The sequence below is a fragment of the Streptomyces sp. NPDC032161 genome, from assembly GCF_040636995.1.
Classification (GTDB): domain Bacteria; phylum Actinomycetota; class Actinomycetes; order Streptomycetales; family Streptomycetaceae; genus Streptomyces.
In genome coordinates, this window is the sequence record NZ_JBEZVN010000001.1 from 1,148,227 (window position 1) to 1,172,434 (window position 24,208).

At 71.1% G+C, this 24,208-nt stretch carries 23 protein-coding genes; 5 read left to right on the plus strand and 18 right to left on the minus strand.

Annotated elements, in window-relative coordinates; translation table 11 throughout:
* Nucleotides 1-9: 9 nt before the first annotated feature.
* The 3 genes from AB0E67_RS04880 to AB0E67_RS04890 form a co-directional block, all read right to left on the minus strand.
* Complete coding sequence (locus AB0E67_RS04880) at nt 10-999, minus strand: hypothetical protein (protein ID WP_362020957.1); 990 nt, start codon at nt 997-999, stop codon at nt 10-12.
* Nucleotides 989-2,668: a lysine--tRNA ligase gene (locus AB0E67_RS04885; protein ID WP_362020960.1), complete on the minus strand. Its 1,680-nt coding sequence runs from the start codon at nt 2,666-2,668 to the stop codon at nt 989-991. Before AB0E67_RS04885 ends, AB0E67_RS04880 begins: the two co-directional genes overlap by 11 nt.
* 128 nt (nt 2,669-2,796) lie before the next feature.
* The gene (locus tag AB0E67_RS04890) at nt 2,797-3,405 is read right to left on the minus strand and encodes a response regulator transcription factor (RefSeq protein WP_362020962.1); all 609 of its coding nucleotides are present in this window, start codon (nt 3,403-3,405) and stop codon (nt 2,797-2,799) included.
* A 154-nt stretch (nt 3,406-3,559) separates the two neighbouring features.
* On the opposite strand from AB0E67_RS04890, the gene AB0E67_RS04895 reads away from it, so the two are divergent.
* The 3 genes from AB0E67_RS04895 to AB0E67_RS04905 are packed head-to-tail and all read left to right on the plus strand — an operon-like array spanning nt 3,560 to nt 6,377.
* Nucleotides 3,560-4,303: a histidine kinase gene (locus AB0E67_RS04895; protein ID WP_362020965.1), complete on the plus strand. Its 744-nt coding sequence runs from the start codon at nt 3,560-3,562 to the stop codon at nt 4,301-4,303.
* 46 nt (nt 4,304-4,349) lie between these two features.
* The gene (gene coaA, locus AB0E67_RS04900; protein ID WP_362020968.1) at nt 4,350-5,345 is read left to right on the plus strand and encodes a type I pantothenate kinase; all 996 of its coding nucleotides are present in this window, start codon (nt 4,350-4,352) and stop codon (nt 5,343-5,345) included.
* 60 nt (nt 5,346-5,405) lie between these two features.
* Nucleotides 5,406-6,377, plus strand: a complete 972-nt coding sequence (locus AB0E67_RS04905; RefSeq protein WP_362020971.1) for a DUF389 domain-containing protein — start codon at nt 5,406-5,408, stop codon at nt 6,375-6,377.
* A 205-nt stretch (nt 6,378-6,582) separates the two neighbouring features.
* On the opposite strand, the gene glmM is transcribed toward AB0E67_RS04905, so the two are convergent.
* The 4 genes from glmM to AB0E67_RS04925 all read right to left on the minus strand — a co-directional run bounded on the left by glmM (nt 6,583) and on the right by AB0E67_RS04925 (nt 10,162).
* A complete protein-coding gene (glmM, locus tag AB0E67_RS04910; protein WP_362020974.1) occupies nt 6,583-7,941 on the minus strand; it encodes a phosphoglucosamine mutase in 1,359 nt (452 codons plus the stop codon).
* A 303-nt stretch (nt 7,942-8,244) separates the two neighbouring features.
* The gene (rpsI, locus tag AB0E67_RS04915) at nt 8,245-8,763 is read right to left on the minus strand and encodes a 30S ribosomal protein S9 (protein WP_073786812.1); all 519 of its coding nucleotides are present in this window, start codon (nt 8,761-8,763) and stop codon (nt 8,245-8,247) included.
* Between the two features lie 44 nt (nt 8,764-8,807).
* Nucleotides 8,808-9,251 carry a 50S ribosomal protein L13 gene (gene rplM / locus AB0E67_RS04920; protein ID WP_073786810.1) on the minus strand — a complete coding sequence of 148 codons (444 nt, stop codon included), beginning with the start codon at nt 9,249-9,251 and terminating at the stop codon, nt 8,808-8,810.
* A gap of 272 nt (nt 9,252-9,523) precedes the next feature.
* Entirely contained in the window at nt 9,524-10,162 is a 639-nt protein-coding gene (locus tag AB0E67_RS04925) for a TetR family transcriptional regulator (protein ID WP_362020977.1), read from the minus strand.
* 118 nt (nt 10,163-10,280) lie between these two features.
* Between AB0E67_RS04925 and AB0E67_RS04930 the strand changes: the two genes are divergently transcribed.
* Nucleotides 10,281-13,526 carry a cytochrome P450 gene (locus tag AB0E67_RS04930; protein WP_362020979.1) on the plus strand — a complete coding sequence of 1,082 codons (3,246 nt, stop codon included), beginning with the start codon at nt 10,281-10,283 and terminating at the stop codon, nt 13,524-13,526.
* A 154-nt stretch (nt 13,527-13,680) separates the two neighbouring features.
* Here the strand turns inward: AB0E67_RS04930 and AB0E67_RS04935 are convergent, their stop codons facing one another.
* A complete protein-coding gene (locus AB0E67_RS04935) occupies nt 13,681-15,300 on the minus strand; it encodes an ATP-binding cassette domain-containing protein (RefSeq protein ID WP_362020981.1) in 1,620 nt (539 codons plus the stop codon).
* Between the two features lie 89 nt (nt 15,301-15,389).
* Between AB0E67_RS04935 and AB0E67_RS04940 the strand changes: the two genes are divergently transcribed.
* Nucleotides 15,390-16,244, plus strand: a complete 855-nt coding sequence (locus AB0E67_RS04940) for a hypothetical protein (protein ID WP_362020983.1) — start codon at nt 15,390-15,392, stop codon at nt 16,242-16,244.
* Between the two features lie 95 nt (nt 16,245-16,339).
* Here the strand turns inward: AB0E67_RS04940 and truA are convergent, their stop codons facing one another.
* The 10 genes from truA to secY form a co-directional block, all read right to left on the minus strand.
* Entirely contained in the window at nt 16,340-17,230 is an 891-nt protein-coding gene (gene truA, locus AB0E67_RS04945) for a tRNA pseudouridine(38-40) synthase TruA (RefSeq protein ID WP_362020986.1), read from the minus strand.
* A 297-nt stretch (nt 17,231-17,527) separates the two neighbouring features.
* Nucleotides 17,528-18,025: a 50S ribosomal protein L17 gene (gene rplQ, locus AB0E67_RS04950; protein ID WP_362020989.1), complete on the minus strand. Its 498-nt coding sequence runs from the start codon at nt 18,023-18,025 to the stop codon at nt 17,528-17,530.
* Nucleotides 18,026-18,192: 167 nt separating this feature from the next.
* On the minus strand, nt 18,193-19,215 hold the full coding sequence (locus AB0E67_RS04955) for a DNA-directed RNA polymerase subunit alpha (RefSeq protein WP_073786804.1): 1,023 nt from the start codon (nt 19,213-19,215) through the stop codon (nt 18,193-18,195).
* Between the two features lie 124 nt (nt 19,216-19,339).
* Nucleotides 19,340-19,744: a 30S ribosomal protein S11 gene (rpsK, locus tag AB0E67_RS04960; RefSeq protein ID WP_125496499.1), complete on the minus strand. Its 405-nt coding sequence runs from the start codon at nt 19,742-19,744 to the stop codon at nt 19,340-19,342.
* A gap of 104 nt (nt 19,745-19,848) precedes the next feature.
* Entirely contained in the window at nt 19,849-20,229 is a 381-nt protein-coding gene (gene rpsM / locus AB0E67_RS04965) for a 30S ribosomal protein S13 (RefSeq protein ID WP_148838713.1), read from the minus strand.
* A 194-nt stretch (nt 20,230-20,423) separates the two neighbouring features.
* Complete coding sequence (gene rpmJ, locus AB0E67_RS04970) at nt 20,424-20,537, minus strand: 50S ribosomal protein L36 (RefSeq protein ID WP_003956441.1); 114 nt, start codon at nt 20,535-20,537, stop codon at nt 20,424-20,426.
* Nucleotides 20,538-20,597: 60 nt separating this feature from the next.
* Nucleotides 20,598-20,819: a translation initiation factor IF-1 gene (infA, locus tag AB0E67_RS04975; RefSeq protein ID WP_003956442.1), complete on the minus strand. Its 222-nt coding sequence runs from the start codon at nt 20,817-20,819 to the stop codon at nt 20,598-20,600.
* Between the two features lie 287 nt (nt 20,820-21,106).
* On the minus strand, nt 21,107-21,943 hold the full coding sequence (gene map / locus AB0E67_RS04980) for a type I methionyl aminopeptidase (protein ID WP_362020993.1): 837 nt from the start codon (nt 21,941-21,943) through the stop codon (nt 21,107-21,109).
* Between the two features lie 123 nt (nt 21,944-22,066).
* A complete protein-coding gene (locus AB0E67_RS04985) occupies nt 22,067-22,723 on the minus strand; it encodes an adenylate kinase (protein WP_362020996.1) in 657 nt (218 codons plus the stop codon).
* Nucleotides 22,723-24,042: a preprotein translocase subunit SecY gene (secY, locus tag AB0E67_RS04990; protein ID WP_351525706.1), complete on the minus strand. Its 1,320-nt coding sequence runs from the start codon at nt 24,040-24,042 to the stop codon at nt 22,723-22,725. Before secY ends, AB0E67_RS04985 begins: the two co-directional genes overlap by 1 nt.
* Between the last annotated feature and the right edge of the window lie 166 nt (nt 24,043-24,208).

Genomic DNA, 24,208 nt, shown 5'->3' on the forward strand with positions numbered 1-24,208 from the left:
TCTCCGGGGTCAGAAGGGGACGGCGACCGCGTTCCGCGGGACGGCGACGGCGCCGAAGGACTCCTTGAGTTCGCGCATGCCGGGCCCCAGTTCCACCGCGGGCACCCCGGCGCCGATCATCCGGTCGATCTCGCGCAGGTACAGGTCCAGGTACAGGTCGCGGGTCCCGTCCGAACCGGTCACGGTGGTGGCCCAGCCGGCCGGCACGTCCAGCACCAGGTCCAGGGAGAGCAGCCGGCCCGACGCGCGCTCCCGGTGGGCGAAGTAGGCGGCCCCGGGATGGGAGTTGAGCCGCTCGAAGTAGACGGGCAGCAGCGGCGCGGTCGCGCCGGGGCGGCGGGTGTGCTTCATCCGGGTCAGCTGGTCGAGACGGCTGGCCCGCACCGGGTCGACGGCCGTCACCCGTCCGGTCGTCAGTCCGGGGTCGCCGTCAATCCGCTCGTACAGGGCGGCCAGCCTGCGCCGCCGGGTGCGCGGCAGCCCGGCGAAGTAGGCGTCCATCGAGTCCCACCGGTTGTGCAGCACCGAGCAGGGCGCGGTCGCCCGGCGCACCGTGAACGTGCCGGAGATCTCGGCGAGTTCGTCGCGCTCCACGTCCAGGTGCAGGACGCCCAGGCAGCGGACGCCCAGCCGTCGGCGCAGCGCGCGTTCGAAGGTGCGCAGCGCGGCGGTGCGGGCGGCGGGGCCGAGTTCCGCGGCGTACATCCGGCCCCGGCTGAAGCTGTTCGGCAGATGCGTCTGGAACCAGGCCGGCGGGCGGGGCCTGCCGGGCACGGCGAACCGTCGGGTCGGGGGCAGCAGTCCGAGGAGCCCGCAGAACGCGGCCACCGGTTCGCCCGCGTCGCGGACCAGGCCCGCGCGCAGCGGCCGCGGGCTGCCCCACGCGGCGGCCTCCAGCAGGGACTCCTCCCACAGGGCGCAGCCCTTCCGGGCGCGGACGAAGGCGTCCCAGCCGTCGGGGGCGGGTTCCTCGCCGGGGGTGAAGATCTCAGCCCGCATGCGGTACGGCCTCCTGGAGCACGGGTTCGGGGCGGGCGGACGGCTTCCCCAGCAGGGGGCGCCGTCCGTGGTCGCGGTAGGCGGCCAGGGCGTCGGCGAGCACGGCGGGGCCCAGGGCGTCGGCGAGGGTGTCGAGCCGAGGCCCGTGCGCCGTGCCGAACAGCGCCCCGTAGATCTCCCGGAAGTCCTCCCGGGTGCGGGCGGCACGGGGCGCGCCTGGGCCGTCGTGCGTGCGCAGCCCGTCGATGAGCGTAGCGACGGCAGGTCCCGTACGGGCGGCTTCCGCGGCTCCGGCGGTGTCCGTGCGCCCCCGTCCCCCGGCGGCGTCGGGCTCGCCCCAGTAGCGCCGGTGTCCGTGCGTGCTCAGCCAGTTGCGCGCGTGCCGCACCCGTTCGGCCAGCAGCTCGCCCGCCGCCTCCGGGTGGCGGCGTTCCAGGTGACGCAGGGCCGGGGCGGTCCGGCCGCCGTGGGAGTAGAGCGCGCCGACCACCGAGCGCATGCGGGGCAGCGCGGCGCGTCCGGCCCGGGCCTCGTCGCCGAGCAACTCCCAGAGCACACGGGCCCGTTCCCGGTGCTCCGCCGCGCGCACGAACCGGTCGAAGGCGTCGTACGCGCCGAAGAACGCGCCGGGGCCGAAGCCGAGCCGGAAGTCGGACAGGCAGTTGCCGCGGGCGTACAGCCACAGCACCAGGACCGGCGGGTACACCGTCAGCAGGTCCCGGACGTACGGGCCGCCGCCGCGCGAGCCGGACACCTTGCCGCCGCCCCGCTCGCCGCGCACCAGACCGTACGGCACGATGACCGGCTGCGGGCGGCGCAGATAGCGGTCGTACACGGGGCGGGTGCGGTCCATCGTGCTGCCCGCGCTGCAGTGGTCCTGTCCCGCGGGCTCGCAGTCGATGTGTTCGTGGGCGACCCGCAGGGCCCAGTCCACCGCCCAGGACGGCTTGACGACGGCGGGGTCGCGCGCGGTGAGTTCGGCGCCGCACGACAGACAGCGGTACCGGGCCGCCGCCGCGCCCAGTTCGTGGATCTCGGTGTCGTTGCGGCCGCACTGGAGGCAGTACACGGCGAACAGGTCGCGCTCGTCGTCCTTGCCGAGCAGGTCGGCCAGCCGCCCCGCGTCGCGCTGGAACCGTCGCTGCCGCTCGCGGTACTCGCCCGCGCGGTAGCGCTCGAACTGGTAGTGGGTCTCCCACGCGGAGCCCGGCGGTGTCCGGCCGTCCTCGTCGGCGTCGGCCGGAAGGATGCCCACGGCCCTCAGTTCCGCGAGGTACGCGCGGCAGATCCGGGTGGCCCGCTCCCGGTGCGCGGCCAGCGGCCGTCCCCCGTACCCGGCGAGTTCCGGGTCGCGGGCGGCCTGGCTCTCGCGCACCGGGTCGTAGTCGTCGAAGCTCAGCAGGATCGCCGACCGGCGGCCCATCCCGGTCAGCGCCCGGTGCACCAGGTGCGCGCAGACCGTGTCCCGGAAGTTCCCGATGTGGAAGTAGCCGGTCGGGGACATGCTGGTCTGGATCAGGATGCGGTGGTGCGCGGGGTGCCGGTCGGCGAGCCGCCGGGCGTAGTCGAGCGCCCAGTGCGCGGCGGACCGGTCCTGTGCGTGCAGACCGCCGCCGGGCGCGCCCGCAGCGGCCCCCGCCCGCGCCCGCGCGCGTCGTGTCGTTGGCATGGTGGCAGTACAGCGTGATCCCCGATGAAGGCCCTATAACGACCTGGGAGAGTCCCGCCGGCGGGACACGGTGCTCGTGAACGGACCGGTGCCGGCCGACCGCTCCCGCTCCCGCGCTCCGTCGGCGTTCACGCCAGCCAGCCGTTCTCGCGGGCGATCCGCAGGGCGTCGACGCGGTTGCGCGCGCCGAGCTTGTTCACGATGGTCGTGAGGTAGTTGCGCACCGTGCCCACCGAGAGGTTCGTGGCGGTGGCGATCTGGGCGGCCTCCGCGCCCCCGGCGACCCGTCCGAGCACCTCGATCTCCCTCGGGGTGAGCGGGTTGTCCCCGATCTCCCAGGCGGCCATGGCCAGTTCGGGATCGATGATGCGCCGTCCGGCCCCGACCTTGCGGACCGCGTCGATCAGCTGCTCGGGCGAGGAGTCCTTCGGCAGGAATCCGCCGACCTGGGCCTCCAGGGCCCGCCACAGCCGGCCGGGCTGCGGCATCCCGGTCAGGATCAGCGTCCGGCACTCCGGCACCGCCTCCCGGAGCCTGGCCGCGGCGGCGATCCCGTCCATGCCCGGCATCCCGATGTCGAGCAGCGCGGTGTCGGCGCCCGTACGGATCACGGCGGGCACCACCTCGTCGCCCCGGCCGACCTGGGCCACCACCTCCAGGTCCGGCTCCAGGTCGAGCAGCGCGGCCAGCGCCACCCGTACCACGTGCATGTCCTCGGCCAGCACGATCCGCTGCATGCGTCCCCCTGTCTCCCCCTCGGTACCGCGGCGGTCCGCCGTTCTGTGTACCAGGGAACGGAGCACGTCCGCCCGGTTCGTATAGTGCAGTGATAGCGGCCCCGGCGAAACTCCCCGCAGCAGGAGCAGTCGACGACAGCAGAGCGGGGATGCCGTGCCACAACCGCTGACCACACCGCCCGCGCCCGCCCTCGCGGGTTCCGCCCTTCCCGCTTCCGGCCCTTCCGCCGAAGCCGCCGCGGGAGCACCCGCCGGTCTCTCCGCCACCGAGCGGCGCCGGATCGTCGTGGGCGAACGGGTGCGCTTCGCGCGCGATCTGCACGACCTGGTCGGCCCGCGGATGTCGGCGGTCATCCTCCAGTGCGAGCTGGCGGACCGGCTGCTCGACGGCAGGCCGGAGACCGCCCACGACCAACTGGCCGAGGCGCTGCGGGGGATGCGCCAGATCCTCGACGACGTGCGCACGGTCGCCCACGGCTACCACTGCCTGTCCCTGGAGACGGAGATCGAGTCCGCCCGGACGCTCCTGGAGTCGGCGGGCGTCCGCACCGAGACCGTTCTGCCGCGCGCGGCGCTCCCCGCACCGCTCCAGACCGTGCTGGCCACGGTGGTGCGCGAGGCGGCGGCCAACGTCCTCAGGCACAGCGACGCCCGGTCGTGCGCGCTGCTGGTCCGGGTGGGTCCGGAGTCGGTCCGGCTGACCGTCACCAACGACGGCGTACCGGCCCCGGACGCCACCGCTCCCTCCCCCGGCATCGGTCTGCGCAGCCTCGCCGAGCGGGTCGCCGCGGTCGGCGGCCGGCTCACCTGCGCCACCGACCGCCCCGGTCACCACACCCTGGACGCCCGCCTCCCCCTGGGGCCCGCCCGCGCGGCGGGCGACGTGCACCCCACGTGACCGAGCGCACCCCCCGCTCCGTTCGAACTCCCGCGACAATGAACGTGTGATCACCTCGCCGCCACGGAGCACCCAGCGACGCGCCGAACACGCGTCGACGCCGTACGTCGACCTGTCACGCGCCGAATGGAGCGCCCTGCGCGACAGGACTCCACTGCCGCTGACCGCCGACGAGGTGGAGCGGCTGCGCGGGCTCGGCGACGTCATCGACCTCGACGAGGTCCGGGACGTCTACCTGCCGCTCTCCCGGCTGCTCAACCTCTACGTCCAGGCCACCTCCGGCCTGCGCGGCGCCCTGAACACCTTCCTCGGGGAGGCGGTGGGCGGCCACGGCGAGCAGCACGGCACCCCGTTCGTCATAGGGGTGGCGGGCAGTGTCGCGGTCGGCAAGTCCACCACGGCCCGCATCCTCCAGGCGCTGCTGGCCCGCTGGCCCGAGCACCCCCGGGTGGAACTCGTCACCACGGACGGCTTCCTGCTGCCGATGAAGGAGTTGAAGGCGCGCGGGCTGATGTCGCGCAAGGGGTTCCCCGAGTCGTACGACCGCCGGGCGCTGACCCGGTTCGTCGCCGACATCAAGGCGGGCAAGGACGAGGTGACGGCGCCCGTCTACTCGCACCTGATCTACGACATCGTGCCGGGCGAACGGCTCACCGTGCGCCGCCCCGACATCCTGATCGTGGAGGGGCTGAACGTGCTCCAGCCCGCGCTGCCCGGCAAGGACGGACGGACCAGGGTCGGGCTCGCCGACTACTTCGACTTCAGCGTGTACGTGGACGCGCGCACCGAGGACATCGAGACCTGGTACCTCGACCGGTTCCGCAAACTGCGCGCGACGGCGTTCCAGGACCCGTCCTCGTACTTCCGCAGGTACACCCAGGTCTCCGAGGAGGAGGCCATGGCGTACGCGGCGACGACGTGGCGGACCATCAACCGGCCGAATCTCGTGGAGAACGTCGCCCCCACCAGGGGCCGTGCCACCCTGGTGCTGCGCAAGGGACCGGACCACAAGGTCAGGCGGCTGTCGTTGCGCAAGCTCTGACGGCCCGCGTCCCCGTCCGTCGTTCCCCTCACCCGTCCCCCTCGTCGAGGAGCCCGTCGCGTGCTGCATCTGCGCCTGATCGTCCCGGCCGACCGTACGGACGAGGTGGTGCGCCTGGTGGAGGGCACCGCCGGTACGGCACACCTGGTGGTGATGCCCGGGGTGGCCCGCGACCCGGCCGGTGACATGGTGCTGTGCGACGTGGCGCGCGAGGCGGGCGACGACCTGATCGGCGCGCTGCGCGGGCTCGGGATCGACGAGCAGGGGTCGATCAGCCTGGAGAACCTCGACCTCACGCTCTCCGCGCACGCCGACCGGGCGGAGCGGGAGGCGCCGGGCGAGGGCGCGGACGCGGTGCTGTGGGAGGAGCTGACGGAGGCGACCCACGAGGAGTCCACGTTCAGCGTGACGTACGTGGCGTTCCTCGCGGTCGCGACGATGCTCGCGGCCTGCGGTGTGATGCTCGACAACGCGATCCTGATCGTGGGCGCGATGGCGGTCGGCCCGGAGTTCGGGCCGCTGGCCGGGATCTCGACGGCCATGGTGCAGCGCGCCCCGCGGCTCGCGCTGCGCTCGCTGTACGCGCTGATCGGCGGCTTCGCCGTCGCGATGGTGCTGACCGCCGGGTTCATCTGGCTGATGGACGCCCTCGGGCAGTTCTCCTACGCGATGATCGAGGCGGACCGGCCCAACACCTCGTTCATCTGGAAGCCGGACCCGTTGTCGTTCGTGGTGGCGTTCCTGGCCGGGATCGCCGGGACGCTCTCGCTCACGTCGGCGAAGTCCGGGGCGCTGATCGGGGTCGCCATCTCCGTGACGACGGTACCGGCCGCCGCCAACGCGGCGGCGGCGTTCAGCTACGGCGACTACGCCCAGATGTCGGGCTCGGTGTCCCAGCTGCTGGCGAACCTCGGCGGGATCGTGGTCGCGGGAACCCTGACGCTGCTGGTCCAGAAGGCCCTGTGGGCTGCCCGCCGCCGCCGGGCGGGTCGCAGGGCCCGCCCGGCCGGCGGCCGAGAGCCCGTCGGGTGACCTTCGGCCGGAAAGCGGACGCGGCACGGTCCGTACGATCCCGAGGCGCCGGGTGTCCTCGTAGTGGAGCTACGTGGGCATTCCGGCAACGCCGGAGGCATGTGTGCCGGGGGGCGTGGCCCCCCGGTCAGAGGTCACCCGACAGGCTCTGAGGGCTGTCGCGGCGGCCGGCCGCCCGCACCTCGGCGGGCCGTGCCGCCTCCAATCATCCGAGCGCCGACTTCACCACGTCGGCCAGCCGCTCGGCGACCGCCCGCGCCTGCTCGATGTCGGCGGCCTCGACCATGACCCGTACCAGCGGCTCCGTGCCCGACTGGCGCAGCAGTACGCGACCGGTGGAGCCCAGCTCGGCCTCGGCCTCGGCGACGGCGGCGGCGATCTCCGGGGCGGTGTCCACCCGGGACTTGTCCACGTCGGGAACGTTGATCAGCAGCTGCGGCAGCCGCTGCATCACGCCCGCCAGGTCGGCCAGCGCGCGGCCGGTCGCGGCCACCCGGGCCGCCAGCAGCAGGCCGGTCAGCGTGCCGTCGCCGGTCGTCGCGTGGTCCAGGACGATGACGTGGCCGGACTGCTCGCCGCCCAGGGCGTACCCCTCGGCCTTCATCGACTCCAGCACGTAGCGGTCGCCGACGGCGGTCTGGACGAGTTCGATGCCCTCCCGCTCCATGGCCATCTTGAAGCCGAGGTTGGACATGACCGTGCCGACCACGGTGTCCTTGCGCAGCTTGCCGGCCTCGCGCAGGGCGAGTGCGAGCACGGCCAGGATCTGGTCGCCGTCGACCTCCTCGCCCGCGCCGTCCACGGCGAGGCAGCGGTCGGCGTCGCCGTCGTGCGCGATACCGAAGTCGGCGCCGTGCTCGACGACGGCGGCCTTCAGCAGGTCCAGGTGGGTGGATCCGCAGTTGTCGTTGATGTTCAGGCCGTCCGGGTCGGCTCCGATCGTGACGACCTCGGCGCCGGCCCGCGCGAACGCCTCGGGCGAGACCCGGGAGGCGGCGCCGTGCGCCTCGTCGAGGACGACCTTCAGCCCGTCGAGCCGGTTCGGGAGGACGCCGACGAGGTGGTTCACGTACCGGTCGAAGCCCTCGGTGTAGTCGGTGACCCGGCCCACCCCGGCACCCGTCGGACGCGTCCACGGCTCGCCGGTGCGGTGCTGCTCGTAGACCGTCTCGATCCGGTCCTCCAGCTCGTCGGCGAGCTTGTGACCGCCGCGGGCGAAGAACTTGATGCCGTTGTCCGGCATGGCGTTGTGGCTGGCGGAGAGCATCACACCGAGGTCGGCGCCGAGCGCGCCGGTCAGATGCGCCACCGCGGGGGTCGGCAGCACCCCGACCCGCAGCACGTCCACGCCCGCGCTGGCGAGCCCGGCGACGACGGCGGCCTCCAGGAACTCCCCGGACGCACGCGGGTCACGCCCCACCACGGCGGTCGGCCGATGCCCCTCGAAGGTGCCCGCCTCGGCGAGCACATGCGCCGCAGCGACCGACAGTCCGAGCGCGAGCTCGGCCGTCAGGTCCGCGTTGGCGACACCGCGCACACCGTCCGTGCCGAAGAGTCGTCCCACTGGTGTCCTCCGAAGATGCTTCGAAACCGCACAACAAACCAAGACAAACCAAAGCAAAGCAATGCAGCCGCCCCCTGCGCACCACACGGTGCCGGACGCCGAGCACCACCCGGGGCCGGCATCCGGAGCACCGCGCAGAAACGGCACACGGAGCACACGGGTCGCAACAGCACCACACCCGTGCGCTTAAAAGCGTATGAACGCCTCATGCCGTTATACGCCCGGGGGTGCCAATAGACGAACGCCCCGGCCAGCACGAGGTGTGCCGCCGGGGCGAACGTGTAAAGCAGGCGAGCAGGCGGATTAGCGCTTGCTGTACTGCGGCGCCTTGCGGGCCTTCTTGAGACCGGCCTTCTTGCGCTCGACCGCACGGTCGTCGCGGGAGAGGAAGCCGGCCTTCTTCAGCGTCGGGCGGTTGTTGTCGACGTCCGCCTCGTTCAGCGCACGGGCCACGCCGAGGCGCAGGGCACCGGCCTGACCCGAGACGCCGCCGCCCGAGATGCGGGCGATGACGTCGTAGCGGTCGTCGAGCTCGAGCACCTTGAAGGGCTCGTTGACTTCCTGCTGGTGCACCTTGTTGGGGAAGTAGTCCTCAAGGGTGCGACCGTTGATCTTCCACTTGCCGGTGCCCGGAACGATCCGGACGCGGGCAATGGCGTTCTTCCGACGGCCGAGGCCGGCGGCGGGCTGCGGGTCGCCGAAGCGCGACGCCAGCGACTCGCTGGTGTACTCGCCCTCGACGGGAACCTCCGACTCGAAGGTGGTCACCTCGGCGAAAACCTCTTCGCCCTCGACCGGGTTCTCAACAGTGGTCTCGGCCACGATTCTCCTCAGATCTTTCTCTTGGTCTTAGGGGGAGGCCGGAACTACTGCGCGACCTGGCTGATCTCGTACGGGACCGGCTGCTGAGCAGCGTGCGGGTGCTGGTCGCCCGCGTAGACCTTGAGCTTCGAGAGAACCTGTCGGCCCAGGCTGTTCTTGGGGATCATGCCCTTGATGGCCTTCTCGACGGCCTTCTCGGGGTTCTTGGCGAGCAGCTCGTCGTAACGGACGGAGCGGAGACCCCCCGGGAACCCGGAGTGGCGGTACGCCATCTTCTGGGTCTTCTTGTTGCCGGACAGGTGGACCTTGTCGGCGTTGATGATGATGACGAAGTCGCCCATGTCCATGTGGGGGGCGTAGATCGCCTTGTGCTTGCCGCGGAGGAGATTCGCGGCCGTGGTGGCCAGACGGCCCAGGACGACGTCCTGGGCGTCGATGACGTGCCACTGGCGCGTCACATCTCCGGGCTTGGGGCTGTACGTACGCACGGTCGTAGCCTTCGCTTCTTCAGTGAGTGGGTCCTGACAAGGCCACCCGGCCGATCGCACCAGCCCTGGCGGCTCCACGGGGACGCAACCCGAGTGCCTGCCGCTGGTCATCGGCCCGGTGGACCGGCGTAAGGGCCCCTCGCGTGAGAACGACCAAGCCAATACGCATAACAAAGCAGCAGACTACCGTCGCCCCCTGTGCGGGTCAAAATCGTCCCCGGCCCACGCCCACCGGGAAGCCCGCGGGGCGCACCGGCGGCGCCCGGCGGACCTCAGCCCACCGTCGGCGGCGACGGAGCCGGTGGCCCGCCCGGTACCGCGAGGGCCACCGTCGCCGCCGTCAGCTGTTCCATCGAGCGTTCCATGTCCGCCTCGGGACGGCCGCCGCGCACCAGGAGCTCCAGCGAGAGGCCCTCGAACCCGGAGAGAAAGAAACGCGCCAATTCCATCGGCGGCACGGCGGGCACCCGCCCGGCCCGTTCCGCGGCCTCGGCGATGATCCCCGCCGCCGTCTCCTGGATGTCGCGGTAGTAGCGCTCGACGACGCCCCTGAGCTCCGCGCTGCGCAGGGCGAAGGTGACGAGTTCGTGCATCAGGAGATGCCGCTCCGGGCGCTCGCAGAGCTGACGCCACAGCGCGCCCCCGATGGCGCGGAACGCCTCTTCGAACGTCTCGGAGCTGCGCCCCGACGCCTCCCGGACCCCGGCCACCATCTCGGCGGACAGGCTCTCCAGGACGGCCCGGTACAGATCCGCCTTGGCCCCGAAGGTGTAGTGCACGGTGGCCTGGGCGACCCCCAGTTCCGAGGCGATGGCCCGCGTACTGCCCGCCGCGACCCCCTCCCGCCCCATGAGATCGATGGCCGCCGCGATGAGCTGGGGGCGGCGGTCGGCGGCGCTTACGTGAGCCATGCGACCGATCCTAACAAGGTGATCGGCTGAACATGTCACCCGACTTTGTCACTCGACCAAGTCGATCGTACAGTGGCGACGGACGGCATCACGCGACGCACCAGCGAAGGGCGGAAAGATGGCGATCACGAGCTTGCTGCCGGGCAGGAAATCGGGCAGGGGCAGGCCGCCGACACCGGGCAAGGCACCGGAGAGGGGCTCACTGCCCTTCGTCGGGCACGCGCTGACCATGCCCTCGGACGGCTTCCTCCTGTACTCGATGCGGGAGGCGCGCGCCCTGGGGCCCATATACACGCTGCGCATCTTCGATCAGGAAATGCTGATCGTCTCCTCGCTGGACCTGGTGGCCGAGCTGTGCGACGAGTCGCGCTTCCGCAAGACGGTGACCGACGCCCTGGAGGCGGTGCGCGACTTCACCGGCGACGGCCTGTTCACCGCGTACGGCGAGGAGCCGAACTGGCGCAGGGCGCACAACATCCTGCTGCCCGCCTTCGCGTCGAACGCGCTGCGCGACTACCACCCCGCGATGCTGAAGGTGGCGCGCAAGCTGATCGCCCACTGGGACCGGCAGGCGGGCCGCCCGGTGGACGTGCCCGGTGACATGACCCGGCTCACCCTCGACACCATCGGCCTGTGCGGCTTCGGCTACGACTTCGACTCCTTCGGCCGCGACACCCCGCACCCCTTCATCGGCTCGATGGTGCGGGCGCTGGCCCACGCCCAGGCCAAACCGCAGTTCATCCCGGGCCTCGACTTCCTCTACCGCTCCCGCAACGCGCGCAACGCGGCCGACATCGCGGCCATGAACGACCTCGTCGACGAGGTCGTCCGGCGCCGCCGGGCCGCCGGCCCCGACCGCACCGACGGCGCGGACGACCTGCTGGGGCTGATGCTGCACGCCCGCGACAAGGACACCGGCGAACCGCTCGACGACGTCAACATCCGCCACCAGGTGATCACCTTCCTGATCGCCGGGCACGAGACCACCAGCGGCGCCCTCTCCTTCGCGCTGTACTACCTGCTCAAGCACCCCGCGGTGCTGGCCAGAGCCCAGGAGGAGACGGCCGCCCTGTGGGGCGAGGACGCCGGCCCCGATCCCACCTACGAGGACGTCGGCCGGCTGCGCTACATCCGCCAGGTCCTCAACGAGGGGCTGCGGCTGTGGCCGACCGCCCCCGCCTTCTCCCTGGAACCCCTGGAGGACACCGTGCTCGGCGGGCGCTACCCGCTGCGCCGGGGCCAGAGCGCCGTCGTCCTCACGCCGATGCTCCACCGCGACCCCGGCTGGGGCGACAACCCCGAACTGTTCGACCCGTCGCGCTTCGACCCGGAGCGGGTGGCCGAGCGCGACCCGCACCTGTTCAAGCCGTTCGGCAACGGTGAACGCTCCTGCATCGGGCGGCAGTTCGCCCTGCACGAGGCCACGCTGCTGCTCGGCCTGCTCATCCACCGCTACCGGCTGGTGGACCACTCCCACTACCGGCTGCGGATCAAGGAGACCCTGACGCTCAAGCCGGACGGCTTCACCCTCACCCCGATACGCAGGACGGACGCCGACCGCGCCCGCGTCCGCCCGCCCGCCGTCGCCGTCGCCGCCCCGCCCGAGGAGACCGCCCCCGCACTGCGCGCCCCCGGCACCGCGCTCACCGTGCTCTACGGCTCCAACCTCGGCGCCTGCCGGTCGCTCGCCCACGACCTCGCCGACCGGGCGACCCGGCACGGCTTCACCCCCGAGGTCGGCCGGCTCGACGACGCCGTGGACACCCTGGCCCCCGGCCGCCCCGTGGTGATCGTCACCGCCTCCTACAACGGACGCCCGACCGACGACGCCGCCCGCTTCGTGTCCTGGCTCTCGGACGACATCGAGGACACGCGCCTCGCCGGGGTCCCGTACGCCGTCCTCGGCCTCGGCGACCGCAACTGGGCCGCCACCTACCAGAGGATCCCCACCCTGATCGACGAGCGACTGTCCGCCGCCGGGGCCGAGCCCGTGGTGGAGCGTGCGGCGATCGACATGGGCGCCGACGGCATCGACGAGACCGCACGCTGGGGCACCGGCCTGTGGTCGGCCCTGCTCGACCGCTACGGAGAGCCCACCGACGGCACGGAGCCCGAGGAGACCGCCCCCCGCTACACGGTGGAGGACACCGACGACGCCCCGGACGCCGACGGGCTCGGCATGTCGCCGGAGGGCGACGAGCTGCTCCCCCTGGAGGTGCTGTCCAACGAGGACCTGTGCGACACCACCAGCCCGCTGGCCCGCTCCAAGCGCCACATCCGGCTGCGGCTCCCGGCCGGCGCCGACTACCGCACCGGCGACCACCTGCTCGTCCGGCCGGCCAACCCGGCCGCGCTGGTGGAGAGCACCGCCGCGCTCCTCGGCCTCGACCTCGACCGGGTGGTCCGGCTGCGGACGACGACGGCGGGCCGCGACCCGCTGCCGGTGGACCGGCCGCTGAGCGTGCGCGCGCTGCTGACGCACTTCGTGGAACTGGCCCAGCCCGTCACCGCGCGGGGCGCCGAACTCCTCGCGTCCGTCGCCCCCTGCCCGCCGGACCGGATCGCGCTGGAGGAACTGGCCACCGCCCCGCGATCCGCGACCGACGAGGCCCTGCCCACCGTGCCGCTCCTGCTGGAGCGCTACCCGTCCCTGCGGCCGTCGCTGGCGCTCCTGCTGGAGGCCCTGCCCCCGATGCGGCCGCGCTACTACTCGATCTCCTCGTCGCCCGCGACCTCGCCCGACACCGTCGACCTGATGGTCGCGGCGGCACCGGCGCCCCACCGCAGCGGCAAGGGCACCTTCCTGGGCGCGGGCCCGGCGTACCTGAGCACGGTCGGGCCCGGCGACACCGTGTACGCCCGGAGCGCCCCCTGCCGGGACGTGTTCCGGCTCCCCGAGGACCCGTCCGTGCCCGTCATCACCGTGAGCGCGGGCACCGGGCTCGCCCCGTTCCGCGCCGCGGTCATCGAGCGGGCCGCCGATCCGCGGCCCGACCGGGCCACCCTCGTCTGCTACTTCGGCTGCGACCACCCGGACGTGGACTACCTGCACCGCGCCGAGCTGGAGAAGGCCGAGGAGGCCGGGGCGGCCGACCTGCGCCCGGTGTTCTCCCGGGCCCCAGAGAACGGCGACCGCTTCGTCCAGCACCGCATCGCCCGCGAGGCGGACCGGATCTGGGAACTGCTGGAGGCCGGTGCCCACGTCCGCGTCTGCGGCGACGGCCGCGCGATGGCCCCCGCGGTGCGCGAGGCGTTCCAGCGGATCCATCGCGACCACGCGAAGGACGACGCACGGAGCGCCGAGGACTGGCTGGCCGCGCTCATGGACGAGAACCGCTACGTGGAGGACGTCTGGGCGGGCTGAGGCCGCTCCCCCACACCGTCGCCGCCTCCCGGCCCCCGTACAGGAGGCGGCGACACCCCTGCCACACACCGCTCACCGCGCGGACGCGCGGGCGGAACCGGACCGCCCGCCCGCGCGGCAGCCCCCGTGCCGCCGTCGCACGAGCGGCCCCGGCTCACCGCGCCCGCTCGACCCTCCGCTCGTCCCAGACCGGCTCCTTCGACTCCCGTACGACACCGTCCGAGCCGAACACCAGGTACCGGTCGAAGGACTTCGCGAACCACCGGTCGTGCGTGACGGCCAGCACCGTCCCCTCATACACCTCCAGACCGTCCTGCAGGGCCTCGGCCGACTCCAGGTCCAGGTTGTCCGTCGGCTCGTCCAGCAGCAGCGCGGTCGTCCCGGCCAGCTCCAGCAACAGGATCTGGAACCGGGCCTGCTGCCCGCCGGACAGCTTCTCGAACGGCTGGTCGCCCTGCCGCTCCAGCTCGTAGCGGCGCAGCACCGACATCGCCCCGCCCCGGTCCTTGGCGTACTCCTTCCACAGGATCTCGACGAGCGTGTGCCCCAGCAGCTCCGGGTGGGCGTGCGTCTGCGCGAAGTGCCCCGGCACGACCCGGGCCCCCAGCTTCCACGTCCCCGTGTGCGCCACCGGCTCGCCCGCGAGCAGCCGCAGGAAGTGCGACTTCCCGGAACCGTTCGAACCGAGGACGGCGACCCGTTCCCCGTAGAAGACCTCCAGGTCGAACGGCTTCATCAGCCCGGTGAGCTCCAGCCCCTCGCAGGTCACCGCCCGCACGCCGGTCCGCCCGCCGCGCAGCCGCATCCTGATGTCCTGCTCGCGCGGCGGCTCCGGCGGCGGACCCGCCTCCTCGAACTTCTTGAACCGGGTCTGCATGGCCCGGTAGCGGGACGCCATGTCCGGGCTGTTCGCCGCCTGCTGCCGCAGCCGCAGGACCAGCGCCTTCAGTCGGGCGTGCTCCTCCTCCCAGCGCCGCATCAGCTCCTCGAACCGGGCGAACCGGTCCCTGCGGGCCTGGTGGTACGTGTCGAAGCCGCCGCCGTGCACCCACACGTCGCTGCCCGCCGGGCTCGGCTCCACGCTGACGATCTTCTCGGCGGCGCGGGCGAGCAGTTCGCGGTCGTGGGAGACGAAGAGAACCGTCTTGCGGGTCTCCTTCAGCTTCTCCTCCAGCCAGCGCTTGCCGGGGACGTCGAGGTAGTTGTCCGGCTCGTCGAGCAGCAGCACCTCGTCCGGCCCGCGCAGCAGCGCCTCCAGCACCAGCCGCTTCTGCTCCCCGCCGGACAGCGTGCGCACCTCGCGCCACTGCGCCTTCTCGTACGGGATGCCGAGCGCGGCCGTGGTGCACATGTCCCAGACCGTCTCGGCCTCGTAGCCGCGCGCCTCCGCCCAGTCGCTGAGGGCCTGCGCGTACGCCATCTGCGCGGCCTCGTCGTCGACCGTGAGGATCAGCTCCTCGGCCCGGTCCACGGCCAGCGCGGCCTCCCGGATACGGGGCTGGGCCACGGAGACCAGCAGGTCCCGGACCGTGCGCTCGTCCCGGACCGACCCCACGAACTGCGGCATCACGCCGAGGCCGCCGCTCACCGAGACCGAGCCGCCGTGCGGCTGGAGCTCCCCGGAGAGCAGCTTCAGCAGCGTGGTCTTCCCGGCGCCGTTGGCCCCGACCAGGGCGACCACGGCACCGTCCGCCACCCGGAACGAGGCATCACCGAGCAGCACCCGTCCGTCCGGTAGGTAGTACTCCAGGTGGCCCGCTTCGAGATGTCCCATACGCAGCATTGTCACGGTCGCGCGATACCGGCCCAAACGGATTAACTTCCGCCCCGCCGACCAGGGCGCACGGCATTAGGATGCGCCGCATGAGCTTTGGGCAAGGGGGGCCCTCCTGGGGGCCGGGAGGCGCGCCGACTCCGGACTGGGCGGCGCTCGCCGACGCGTCCGCGGCGCGGGGGCGCCGCAAGAAGTGGCTGCTGATCGGCGGCGGGGTGCTCGCCACCGCCGCGGTGGGCGCCATCGTGGCCACGGCGGTCGTCACGACGGGCAAGGGCGACAACGGCACCAGCGCCGGCAAGAACGCCGGTCATCTCCCCGAACCGGCCGACCTGCCCGACGAGACCGCCGGCCCCGAGCCGTCCTTCTCCTCGGTGGCCCCACCGCCCCCGCCGGACCCGAAGGACTACATATCCGACGCCAGGAAGGACAAGGCGCCGATCACGGTCGACGCGTTCTTCCCCGGCAAGAAGCTCACGATGGGCGACCGTGTCTACGTCAAGGGCGCGACCCATCGCACGGAGAACTGCGCCGCCCCCACCAAGAGCGGACTGGGCCAGGTCCTCACCGCCAACGGCTGCGAGCAGGTCGTCCGGGCCACCTACGCCAAGGACGGCGTCGCCGTCACCGTCGGCATCGCCGTCTTCCCCACCGAGGCCCGTGCCCGGCGGGCGGCCCAGCAGTCCACCGGCGGCATCGCCGCGCTCGGCGGCGCCGGCGTACCGGCCTTCTGCCCCGCCGGAACGGTCTGCCGCCGCACCGCCAACTCCTACGGCCGCTACGCCTACTTCTCCATCAGCGGCTTCACCGAAGGCAAGAACGTCACCACGGACGACAAGAACGTCTACGCCACCGGCAACGACCTGACGAACTTCACCTTCCGTCAGATCCACCACCGCGGGGAGCTCCAGGCGTCCGCCGCCGCCACCGCCCAGACCGGCTGACGGGCCGTCCGGGGCCGCGGACCGATCCGCGGCCCCGATCCCGCTCCCCCGTCGTCCTGCCGTCCCGAGCCCAGGGCCCCGCGCCCGGCGGACGCTCAGCAGCAGTTCTCGTCGTCCCGGTCGCCACCGGCAGCGATGCCGCCCGCCCCGGGCAGCGTGCGTACATTGCGCGCCTGCTCGGCGCGGGCGGCCAGCAACCCGTCGGCCGGGTAGGCGACTTCCTCCAGCGTCAGGCCGTGCGGGCGCACCACGTGCACCCCCGGGTTCCGTACCCGCGCCGCCAGCACCCGGGCGGGCCACTCGGGCTCACGTCGCCCGTCCCCGACGAACAGCGCCGCGCCGATCAGCGCCCGCACCATGTTGTGGCAGAACGCGTCGGCCTGCACGGTCGCCGTCAGGATGCCCGACGTCTCGTCCCGCACCCAACTCAGCTTCTGGAGCGTGCGGATGGTCGTGGCGCCGTCGCGCTTCTTGCAGTACGCCGCGAAGTCGTGCTCGCCGGTCATCCGCGCCGCCGCCTCGTTCATGGCGTCGACGTCCAGCGGCCGGTCGTGCCACAGGACATGACCGCGCAACAGCGGATCCACGCCGCCGGGACGGTCGCAGACCCGGTACGCGTAACGACGCCACAGCGCCGAGAAGCGGGCGTTGAACCCGGTCGGGGCCTCGGCGATCCGCCAGATCCGCACATCGGGCGCCATCCGTCCGGCCATCCGCCGCAGCAGCTTGTCGCCGTGCTCGGCCCACACCTCGGCCGGCAGGTCCACATGGGCGACCTGCCCCCGCGCGTGCACCCCCGCGTCCGTGCGTCCGGCCACGGTCAGGTCGTACGTCCGCGCCGAACGGGTCACGGTCCGCAGCGCGTCCTCGATCTCGCCCTGCACGGTCCGCCGCCCGGTCTGTTTCGCCCAGCCGGAGAAGTCCTTGCCGTCGTACGCCAGGTCCAGCCGCAGCCGTACGGACCCGGGCTCCACCTCGTCAGCCACCGTCACTCACCCACAGATCTCTTTCTGCCCGTGCCTACGGAACGGGCCCGCACCGCCCCGAAGGGTGATGCGGGCCCGTCCAGCGGTCTCGGAACGCTCAGAGCCTGTCGGGTTGATCTCTGGCCGGGCGGCCACGCCCTGGTACGCACGCTTCCGGCGTTGCCGGGATGTCCTGGTAGCGGCGCTACCAGGACATCCCGGCGCCTTGGAATCGCACGCACCGTACCGCGTCCGCTTTCCGGCCGAAGGTCACCCGACAGGCTCTCAGGCGTCCTCGGACTCAGGTAGTCCCAGGACTCAGGCGTCCTTGGACTCCGCCTCGGCCTCGGCCGGCTTGGCGTCCTCGACGGCCTCGGCGGCGTCCTTCTTCAGGGCGTCCTCCTTGACCGCGCGCTTCGTGGCGGCCTCGGCCTCACCGGTGGCCTGCTGGGCCACGGTCAGCGCCTCGACCAGCTCGATCACGGCCATCGGGGCGTTGTCGCCACGACGGTTGCCGATCTTGGTGATGCGGGTGTAACCACCGGGGCGGTTCTCGTACCGCGGGGCGATCTCGGTGAAGAGCGTGTGGACGACGCCCTTGTCCGTGATCGACTGCAGCACCAGGCGACGGTTGTGGATGTCGCCCTTCTTCGCCTTGGTGATGAAGCGCTCGGCGACCGGACGCAGGCGGCGGGCCTTGGCCTCGGTCGTCGTGATGCGGCCGTGCTCGAACAGCGACTTCGCGAGGTTGTTCAGAAGCAGCTTCTCGTGCGCGGCGCTGCCGCCCAGACGGGCACCCTTGGCGGGCTTCGGCATGGTTCTTCTCCTTGTGTGCTGCACCGGCCGTGTCAGGTACCGGTGTCAGTTCCCGCGCGGCGGACGCCACGCGGGAGATCCAGGTCGGGCCCGTCCCCCGGGGAGGACAGGGCCCGAACCCCGGTCCGGGGCGCCCGGGAATCCCGGGCGCCCCGGCCGGAGGCGGTTCAGTACTGCTCGGTCTCCGCGAAACCGGCGTCCGCGTCGTCGTCGGCGCCGAAGGCGTCGGCGGCGGCGGTCGGGTCGAATCCGGGCGGGCTGTCCTTGAGCGCCAGGCCCATGCCGGCCAGCTTCGCCTTGACCTCGTCGATCGACTTCGCACCGAAGTTGCGGATGTCGAGCAGGTCGGCCTCGGAACGGGCCACCAGCTCGCCCACCGAGTGGATGCCCTCGCGCTTGAGGCAGTTGTACGAGCGGACCGTGAGCTCCAGCTCCTCGATCGGCAGCGCCAGATCGGCGGCGAGCGCGGCGTCCGTCGGGGACGGGCCCATGTCGATGCCCTCGGCGTCGATGTTGAGCTCGCGCGCCAGACCGAACAGCTCGACCAGGGTCTTGCCCGCCGACGCCATGGCGTCACGCGGCCGCATGGCCTGCTTGGTCTCGACGTCGACGATCAGCTTGTCGAAGTCGGTGCGCTGCTCGACACGGGTCGCCTCGACCTTGTAGGTGACCTTGAGCACCGGCGAGTAGATGGAGTCGACCGGGATACGGCCGATCTCCTGGCCCACCTGCTTGTTCTGGACGGCGGAGACGTAGCCGCGACCGCGCTCGACGGTCAGCTCCATCTCCAGCTTGCCCTTGCCGTTCAGCGTGGCCAGGACCAGGTCCGGGTTGTGCACCTCGACACCGGCCGGCGGGGCGATGTCCGCGGCGGTGACCAGGCCGGGGCCCTGCTTGCGCAGGTACATCACGACCGGCTCGTCGTGCTCCGAGGAGACGACCAGCTGCTTGATGTTGAGGATGAGGTCGGTCACGTCCTCCTTGACGCCCGGCACGGTGGTGAACTCGTGCAGGACACCGTCGATCCGGATGCTGGTGACGGCGGCACCGGGGATCGAGGAGAGGAGCGTGCGGCGGAGGGAGTTGCCGAGGGTGTAGCCGAAGCCCGGCTCCAGCGGCTCGATCACGAACCGGGAGCGGAACTCGTCAACGACCTCTTCGGTCAGCGACGGACGCTGAGCGATAAGCATGGTGGAGATCCTTCAGTCGTGGGCGCCCACTATTTGACGCCCCCAGGTACTGACAAGGGTACGGGCGGCACGACCCGAAGAGGGGCCGTACCGCCCGGACCCGCGGTGCTTTACCGCGCGAAGATCAGACGCGACGGCGCTTGGGCGGCCGGCATCCGTTGTGCGGGGTGGGGGTGACGTCCTGGATCGAGCCGACCTCCAGGCCGGTGGCCTGGAGCGAACGGATCGCGGTCTCGCGGCCGGAGCCCGGACCCTTCACGAAGACGTCGACCTTGCGCATGCCGTGCTCCTGCGCGCGGCGGGCGGCCGACTCGGCGGCCATCTGCGCGGCGAAGGGGGTGGACTTGCGCGAGCCCTTGAAGCCGACGTGGCCGGCCGAGGCCCAGGAGATCACGTTGCCCGAGGGGTCCGTGATCGAGACGATCGTGTTGTTGAACGTGCTCTTGATGTGCGCGTGGCCGTGAGCAACGTTCTTCTTTTCCTTGCGACGCACCTTCTTGGTTGCGCCCTGACGTCCCTTGGGGGGCATGTCTTGACTCCAGATGGAGAGGGGAGGTGATCGGTCCTACAGCGAAGACCGCTGGTTGCTGCGGGTTCCGGTGGCCCGGACAGCCGCAGTGCGTCCGCTGAGGACTACTTCTTGCCCGGCTTCTTCTTACCGGCGATCGCGCGACGCGGGCCCTTGCGGGTACGAGCGTTCGTGCTGGTGCGCTGGCCGTGGACCGGCAGGCCGCGGCGGTGACGCAGACCCTGGTAGCAGCCGATCTCGACCTTGCGGCGGATGTCGGCCTGGATCTCGCGGCGGAGGTCACCCTCGGTGCGGAGGTTGGCGTCCACGTACTCGCGGATCTTGACCAGGTCCTCTTCGGCCAGGTCGCGAACGCGGGTGTTCGGGTTCACGTCGGTGGCGGCGAGGATCTCCTTGGACCGGGTGCGCCCGATGCCGAAGACGTAGGTGAGGGCGACCTCCACGCGCTTTTCGCGCGGGATGTCAACACCTGAAACGCGTGCCATGAAATGGCTCCAGTTGTCGTGTCGGGGGTCTTCCGCAGAGCCGCTCCCGACCGCCGACCCCTCGTCCGAGAGGTGGTACGTCCGGGTCCCCGGCCCCCGCCGGAGGTGCCGTCAGCCGAAGCTTGGACGGACTCTGCGTATGTACGTTGTTGCGTGCGTCGCGCGAAGTGCTGCGAGATGCAGGTGGTCGTGCGTCAGCCCTGGCGCTGCTTGTGGCGCAGGTTGTCGCAGATGACCATGACCCGGCCGTGGCGGCGGATCACCTTGCACTTGTCGCAGATCTTCTTGACGCTCGGCTTGACCTTCATGGGATGTCAGGTTCTCCGGGTCAGTGCCACCACCGCGACGGAGCGCGGTGCGGGCAAGATCTACTTGTAGCGGTAGACGATCCGGCCACGCGTCAGGTCGTACGGAGAGAGCTCCACGACGACCCGGTCATCCGGGAGGATCCGGATGTAGTGCATCCGCATCTTGCCGCTGATGTGCGCGAGGACCTTGTGACCGTTCTGGAGCTCCACCTTGAACATAGCGTTCGGGAGGGACTCGATCACGGTGCCCTCAATTTCGATGGCACCTTGCTTCTTGGCCACGCTTCGCCCTTCGAATCGGCTACCTTGATCGGCTTCCGGCATCGGATGTGGACATGTGGACACACGGATGCACGAGAGCCGACGCGTCAGTCTACGTCAGCGGACTCCAAAAGACGAATCCGTCAAGTTTGCCCGGCGGAGTAGATCCTTAGACCTCCACAAGGGGGTCGAATCGCCCCGCCCGCCCGGAGGTCCCGCGCAAGCGGCTCCGGCCGTACGGCACCGTATCGGCCGAACGGGGTCGGCCAATGGGGGTCTCCTCTGGTCCTCAAGACCTCGGGGAAGGGTCAGCCGAGGGGGTCCGGCGCCGCCTCGATGCCGTACTGCGCCAGCTTCGCCCGCCCGCAGTCGGGGGCGGTCAGGACCAGCGGGCCCTGCTCGGTCAGGGCGATCGAGTGCTCCCAGTGCGAGGACCAGGTGCCGTCCGTCGTGATCACGGTCCAGTCGTCCTGGAGCACCTCGGTCTTCGCCGTACCGAGCGAGACCATCGGCTCGATCGCCAGGCAGACGCCGGGCACCAGCCGGATGCCCTTGCCGCGCCCCCGCGAGACGTAGTTCAGCAGGTGCGGGTCCATGTGCATCTCGGTGCCGATGCCGTGGCCGCCGTAGTCCTCGATGATCCCGTACTTGCCGGTCGCCGGACGGGGCTGGCGGCGGATGTAGGACTCGATCGCCTTCGAGATGTCGACGAGGCGGTTGTTCGCCTTCATCGCGGCGATACCGGCCCACATGGACTCCTCGGTCACCCGGGAGAGCTCGACCAGCTCCGGCGCGTGACCAGTGCCCACGAACGCGGTGTACGCGGCGTCGCCGTGCCAGCCGTCCACGATCGCGCCGGCGTCGATGGAGATGATGTCGCCGTCCTTGAGGACGGTCTTGTCGTCCGGGATGCCGTGGACGACGACCTCGTTGACCGACGTGCAGATCGTCGCGGGAAAACCGCCGTACCCCAGGAAGTTCGACTTCGCGCCGTGGTCGGCGATGACCTTCCGGGCGACCCGGTCCAGGTCCGCCGTCGTGGCGCCGGGAACCGCCGCCTCCCGGGTGGCCGCGTGAATGGCAGCGACCACCAGGCCCGCCTCACGCATCTTGGCGATCTGCTCGGGGGTCTTGATCTGCACCATGGTGCGGCGCCTCTCTGCATCGAAGGGTGACGGGTGCGGCGTACTCAACGATACGGCGCACGCAGTCGGCCGCGGCGCCCGAGGACGCCGCGGCCGACTGTACGAGTACTGCGAAGGTCCCGCTCAGTCCTCGTCGGACTTCAGGGCCTCCATCGCCCGCTCGGTCACGTCCGTGACCTTGCCGAGCGCGGAGATGGTGACCACCAGGTTCTGCGCCCGGTAGTAGTCGATGATCGGCTCGGTCTGCGTGTGGTAGACCTCCAGCCGGGTGCGCACCGTCTCCTCGCTGTCGTCGTCGCGCTGGTACAGCTCGCCGCCGCAGACGTCGCAAACGCCCTCGGTCTTCGGCGGGTTGTACGCGACGTGGAAGACGTGCGAGCCGTCGTTGCGGCAGATCCGGCGGCCGGCGATGCGCTTGACCACCTCGTCCTCGGGGACCTCCAGGTCCAGGACCGCGTCCAGCTTCGTGCCCTCGTCCTTGAGCATGGCGTCGAGAGCCTCGGCCTGGCCCACGTTGCGCGGGAAGCCGTCCAGCAGGAACCCGTTCTCGGCGTCCGGCTGGGACATGCGGTCCTTGGCCATCCCGATGGTGACCTCGTCCGGAACCAACTGCCCCGCGTCCATGTAGGCACGGGCCCGCTTGCCAAGGTCCGTGCCCTGGCTGATGTTGGCGCGGAAGAGATCGCCCGTGGAGATCTGCGGAATCGACAGGTTCTTGGCAAGGTACGCAGCCTGCGTTCCCTTGCCGGCACCGGGCGGCCCGACGAGGACGATTCGCATCAGCGGAGGAACCCTTCGTAATTGCGCTGCTGGAGCTGACTCTCGATCTGCTTCACGGTCTCCAGACCCACACCCACGATGATCAGGATGCTCGTCCCGCCGAACGGGAAGTTCTGATTGGCACCACCGAAGCCTGCCAACGCCATTGTCGGCACCAGAGCGATCAGGCCCAGATACAGCGAGCCCGGCCAAGTGATCCTGTTGAGCACATAGCTCAGGTACTCGGCAGTAGGTCGACCAGCCCGGATACCCGGGATGAACCCACCATACTTCTTCATGTTGTCGGCGACTTCCTCGGGGTTGAACGAAATCGCCACGTAGAAGAAGGCGAAGAAGACGATCAGGAGGAAGTACGCGGTGATGTAGTACGGGTGGTCGCCCTTGACGAAGTTGTCCCGGATCCAGGTCGCCCAGCCCGCGTTCGAGTTGGAGAACTGCACGATCAGGGCGGGGATGTAGAGCAGCGAAGAAGCGAAGATGACGGGGATCACACCCGCCTGGTTCACCTTCAGCGGGATGTACGTCGAGGTGCCGCCGTACGACCTGCGGCCGATCATCCGCTTCGCGTACTGCACCGGGATGCGGCGCTGGGCCTGCTCGACGAAGACGACGAGCCCGACCATCACGAAGCCGATCAGGATGACGGTGCCGAACTCGATCCAGCCGTCGGCCAGCTTGCCGCTGGTCTTGATGGCCCACAGGGCGCCCGGGAAGCTGGCGGCGATCGAGATGAACATCAGGATCGACATGCCGTTGCCGATGCCGCGGTCGGTGATGAGCTCACCGAGCCACATCACGGTCGCGGTGCCCGCGGTCATCGTGATCACCATGACGATGGTGGTGAAGATCGACTGGTTCGGCACGATCTGGTCGGCGACCGGGCAGCCGCTGAACAGCGCGCCGCTGGTGGCGGTGGCCACCAGACCGGTGCCCTGGAGGATGGCGAGCGCGACGGTCAGATAACGCGTGTACTGCGTGATCTTGGCCTGGCCGCTCTGCCCCTCCTTCTTGAGAGCCTCGAGTCGGGGAATCACCACGGTCAGCAGCTGGAGAATGATGCTGGCCGTGATGTACGGCATGATGCCGAGCGCGAAGATCGTGATCTGCAGCAGCGCGCCGCCACTGAACATGTTCACCAGGCCGAAGAGGCTGTTGTTGCCCTTACTGGCCTGATCCACACAGATCTGGACGTTCTCGTAGCTCACTCCCGGAACCGGGATGTGCGCCCCGAGCCGATAGATCACGATGATGCCGAGCGTGAACAGCAGCTTCTTGCGCAGGTCGGGCGTCTTGAACGCCCGGGCGAACGCGGTGAGCACGGTGCCTCCTGCGACCCCCGCGCAATGCGAAGAGGTGACGGTCTTGAGGTTCGACAAATACGAAACAAATCAGCGGCTCCCCGGGCCGGGGCCAGGGGTTACCACACAACAACGCACGCCACCTTACCGGCGACCATGCCCCCCTAGGAACGACCAACCGGGGATG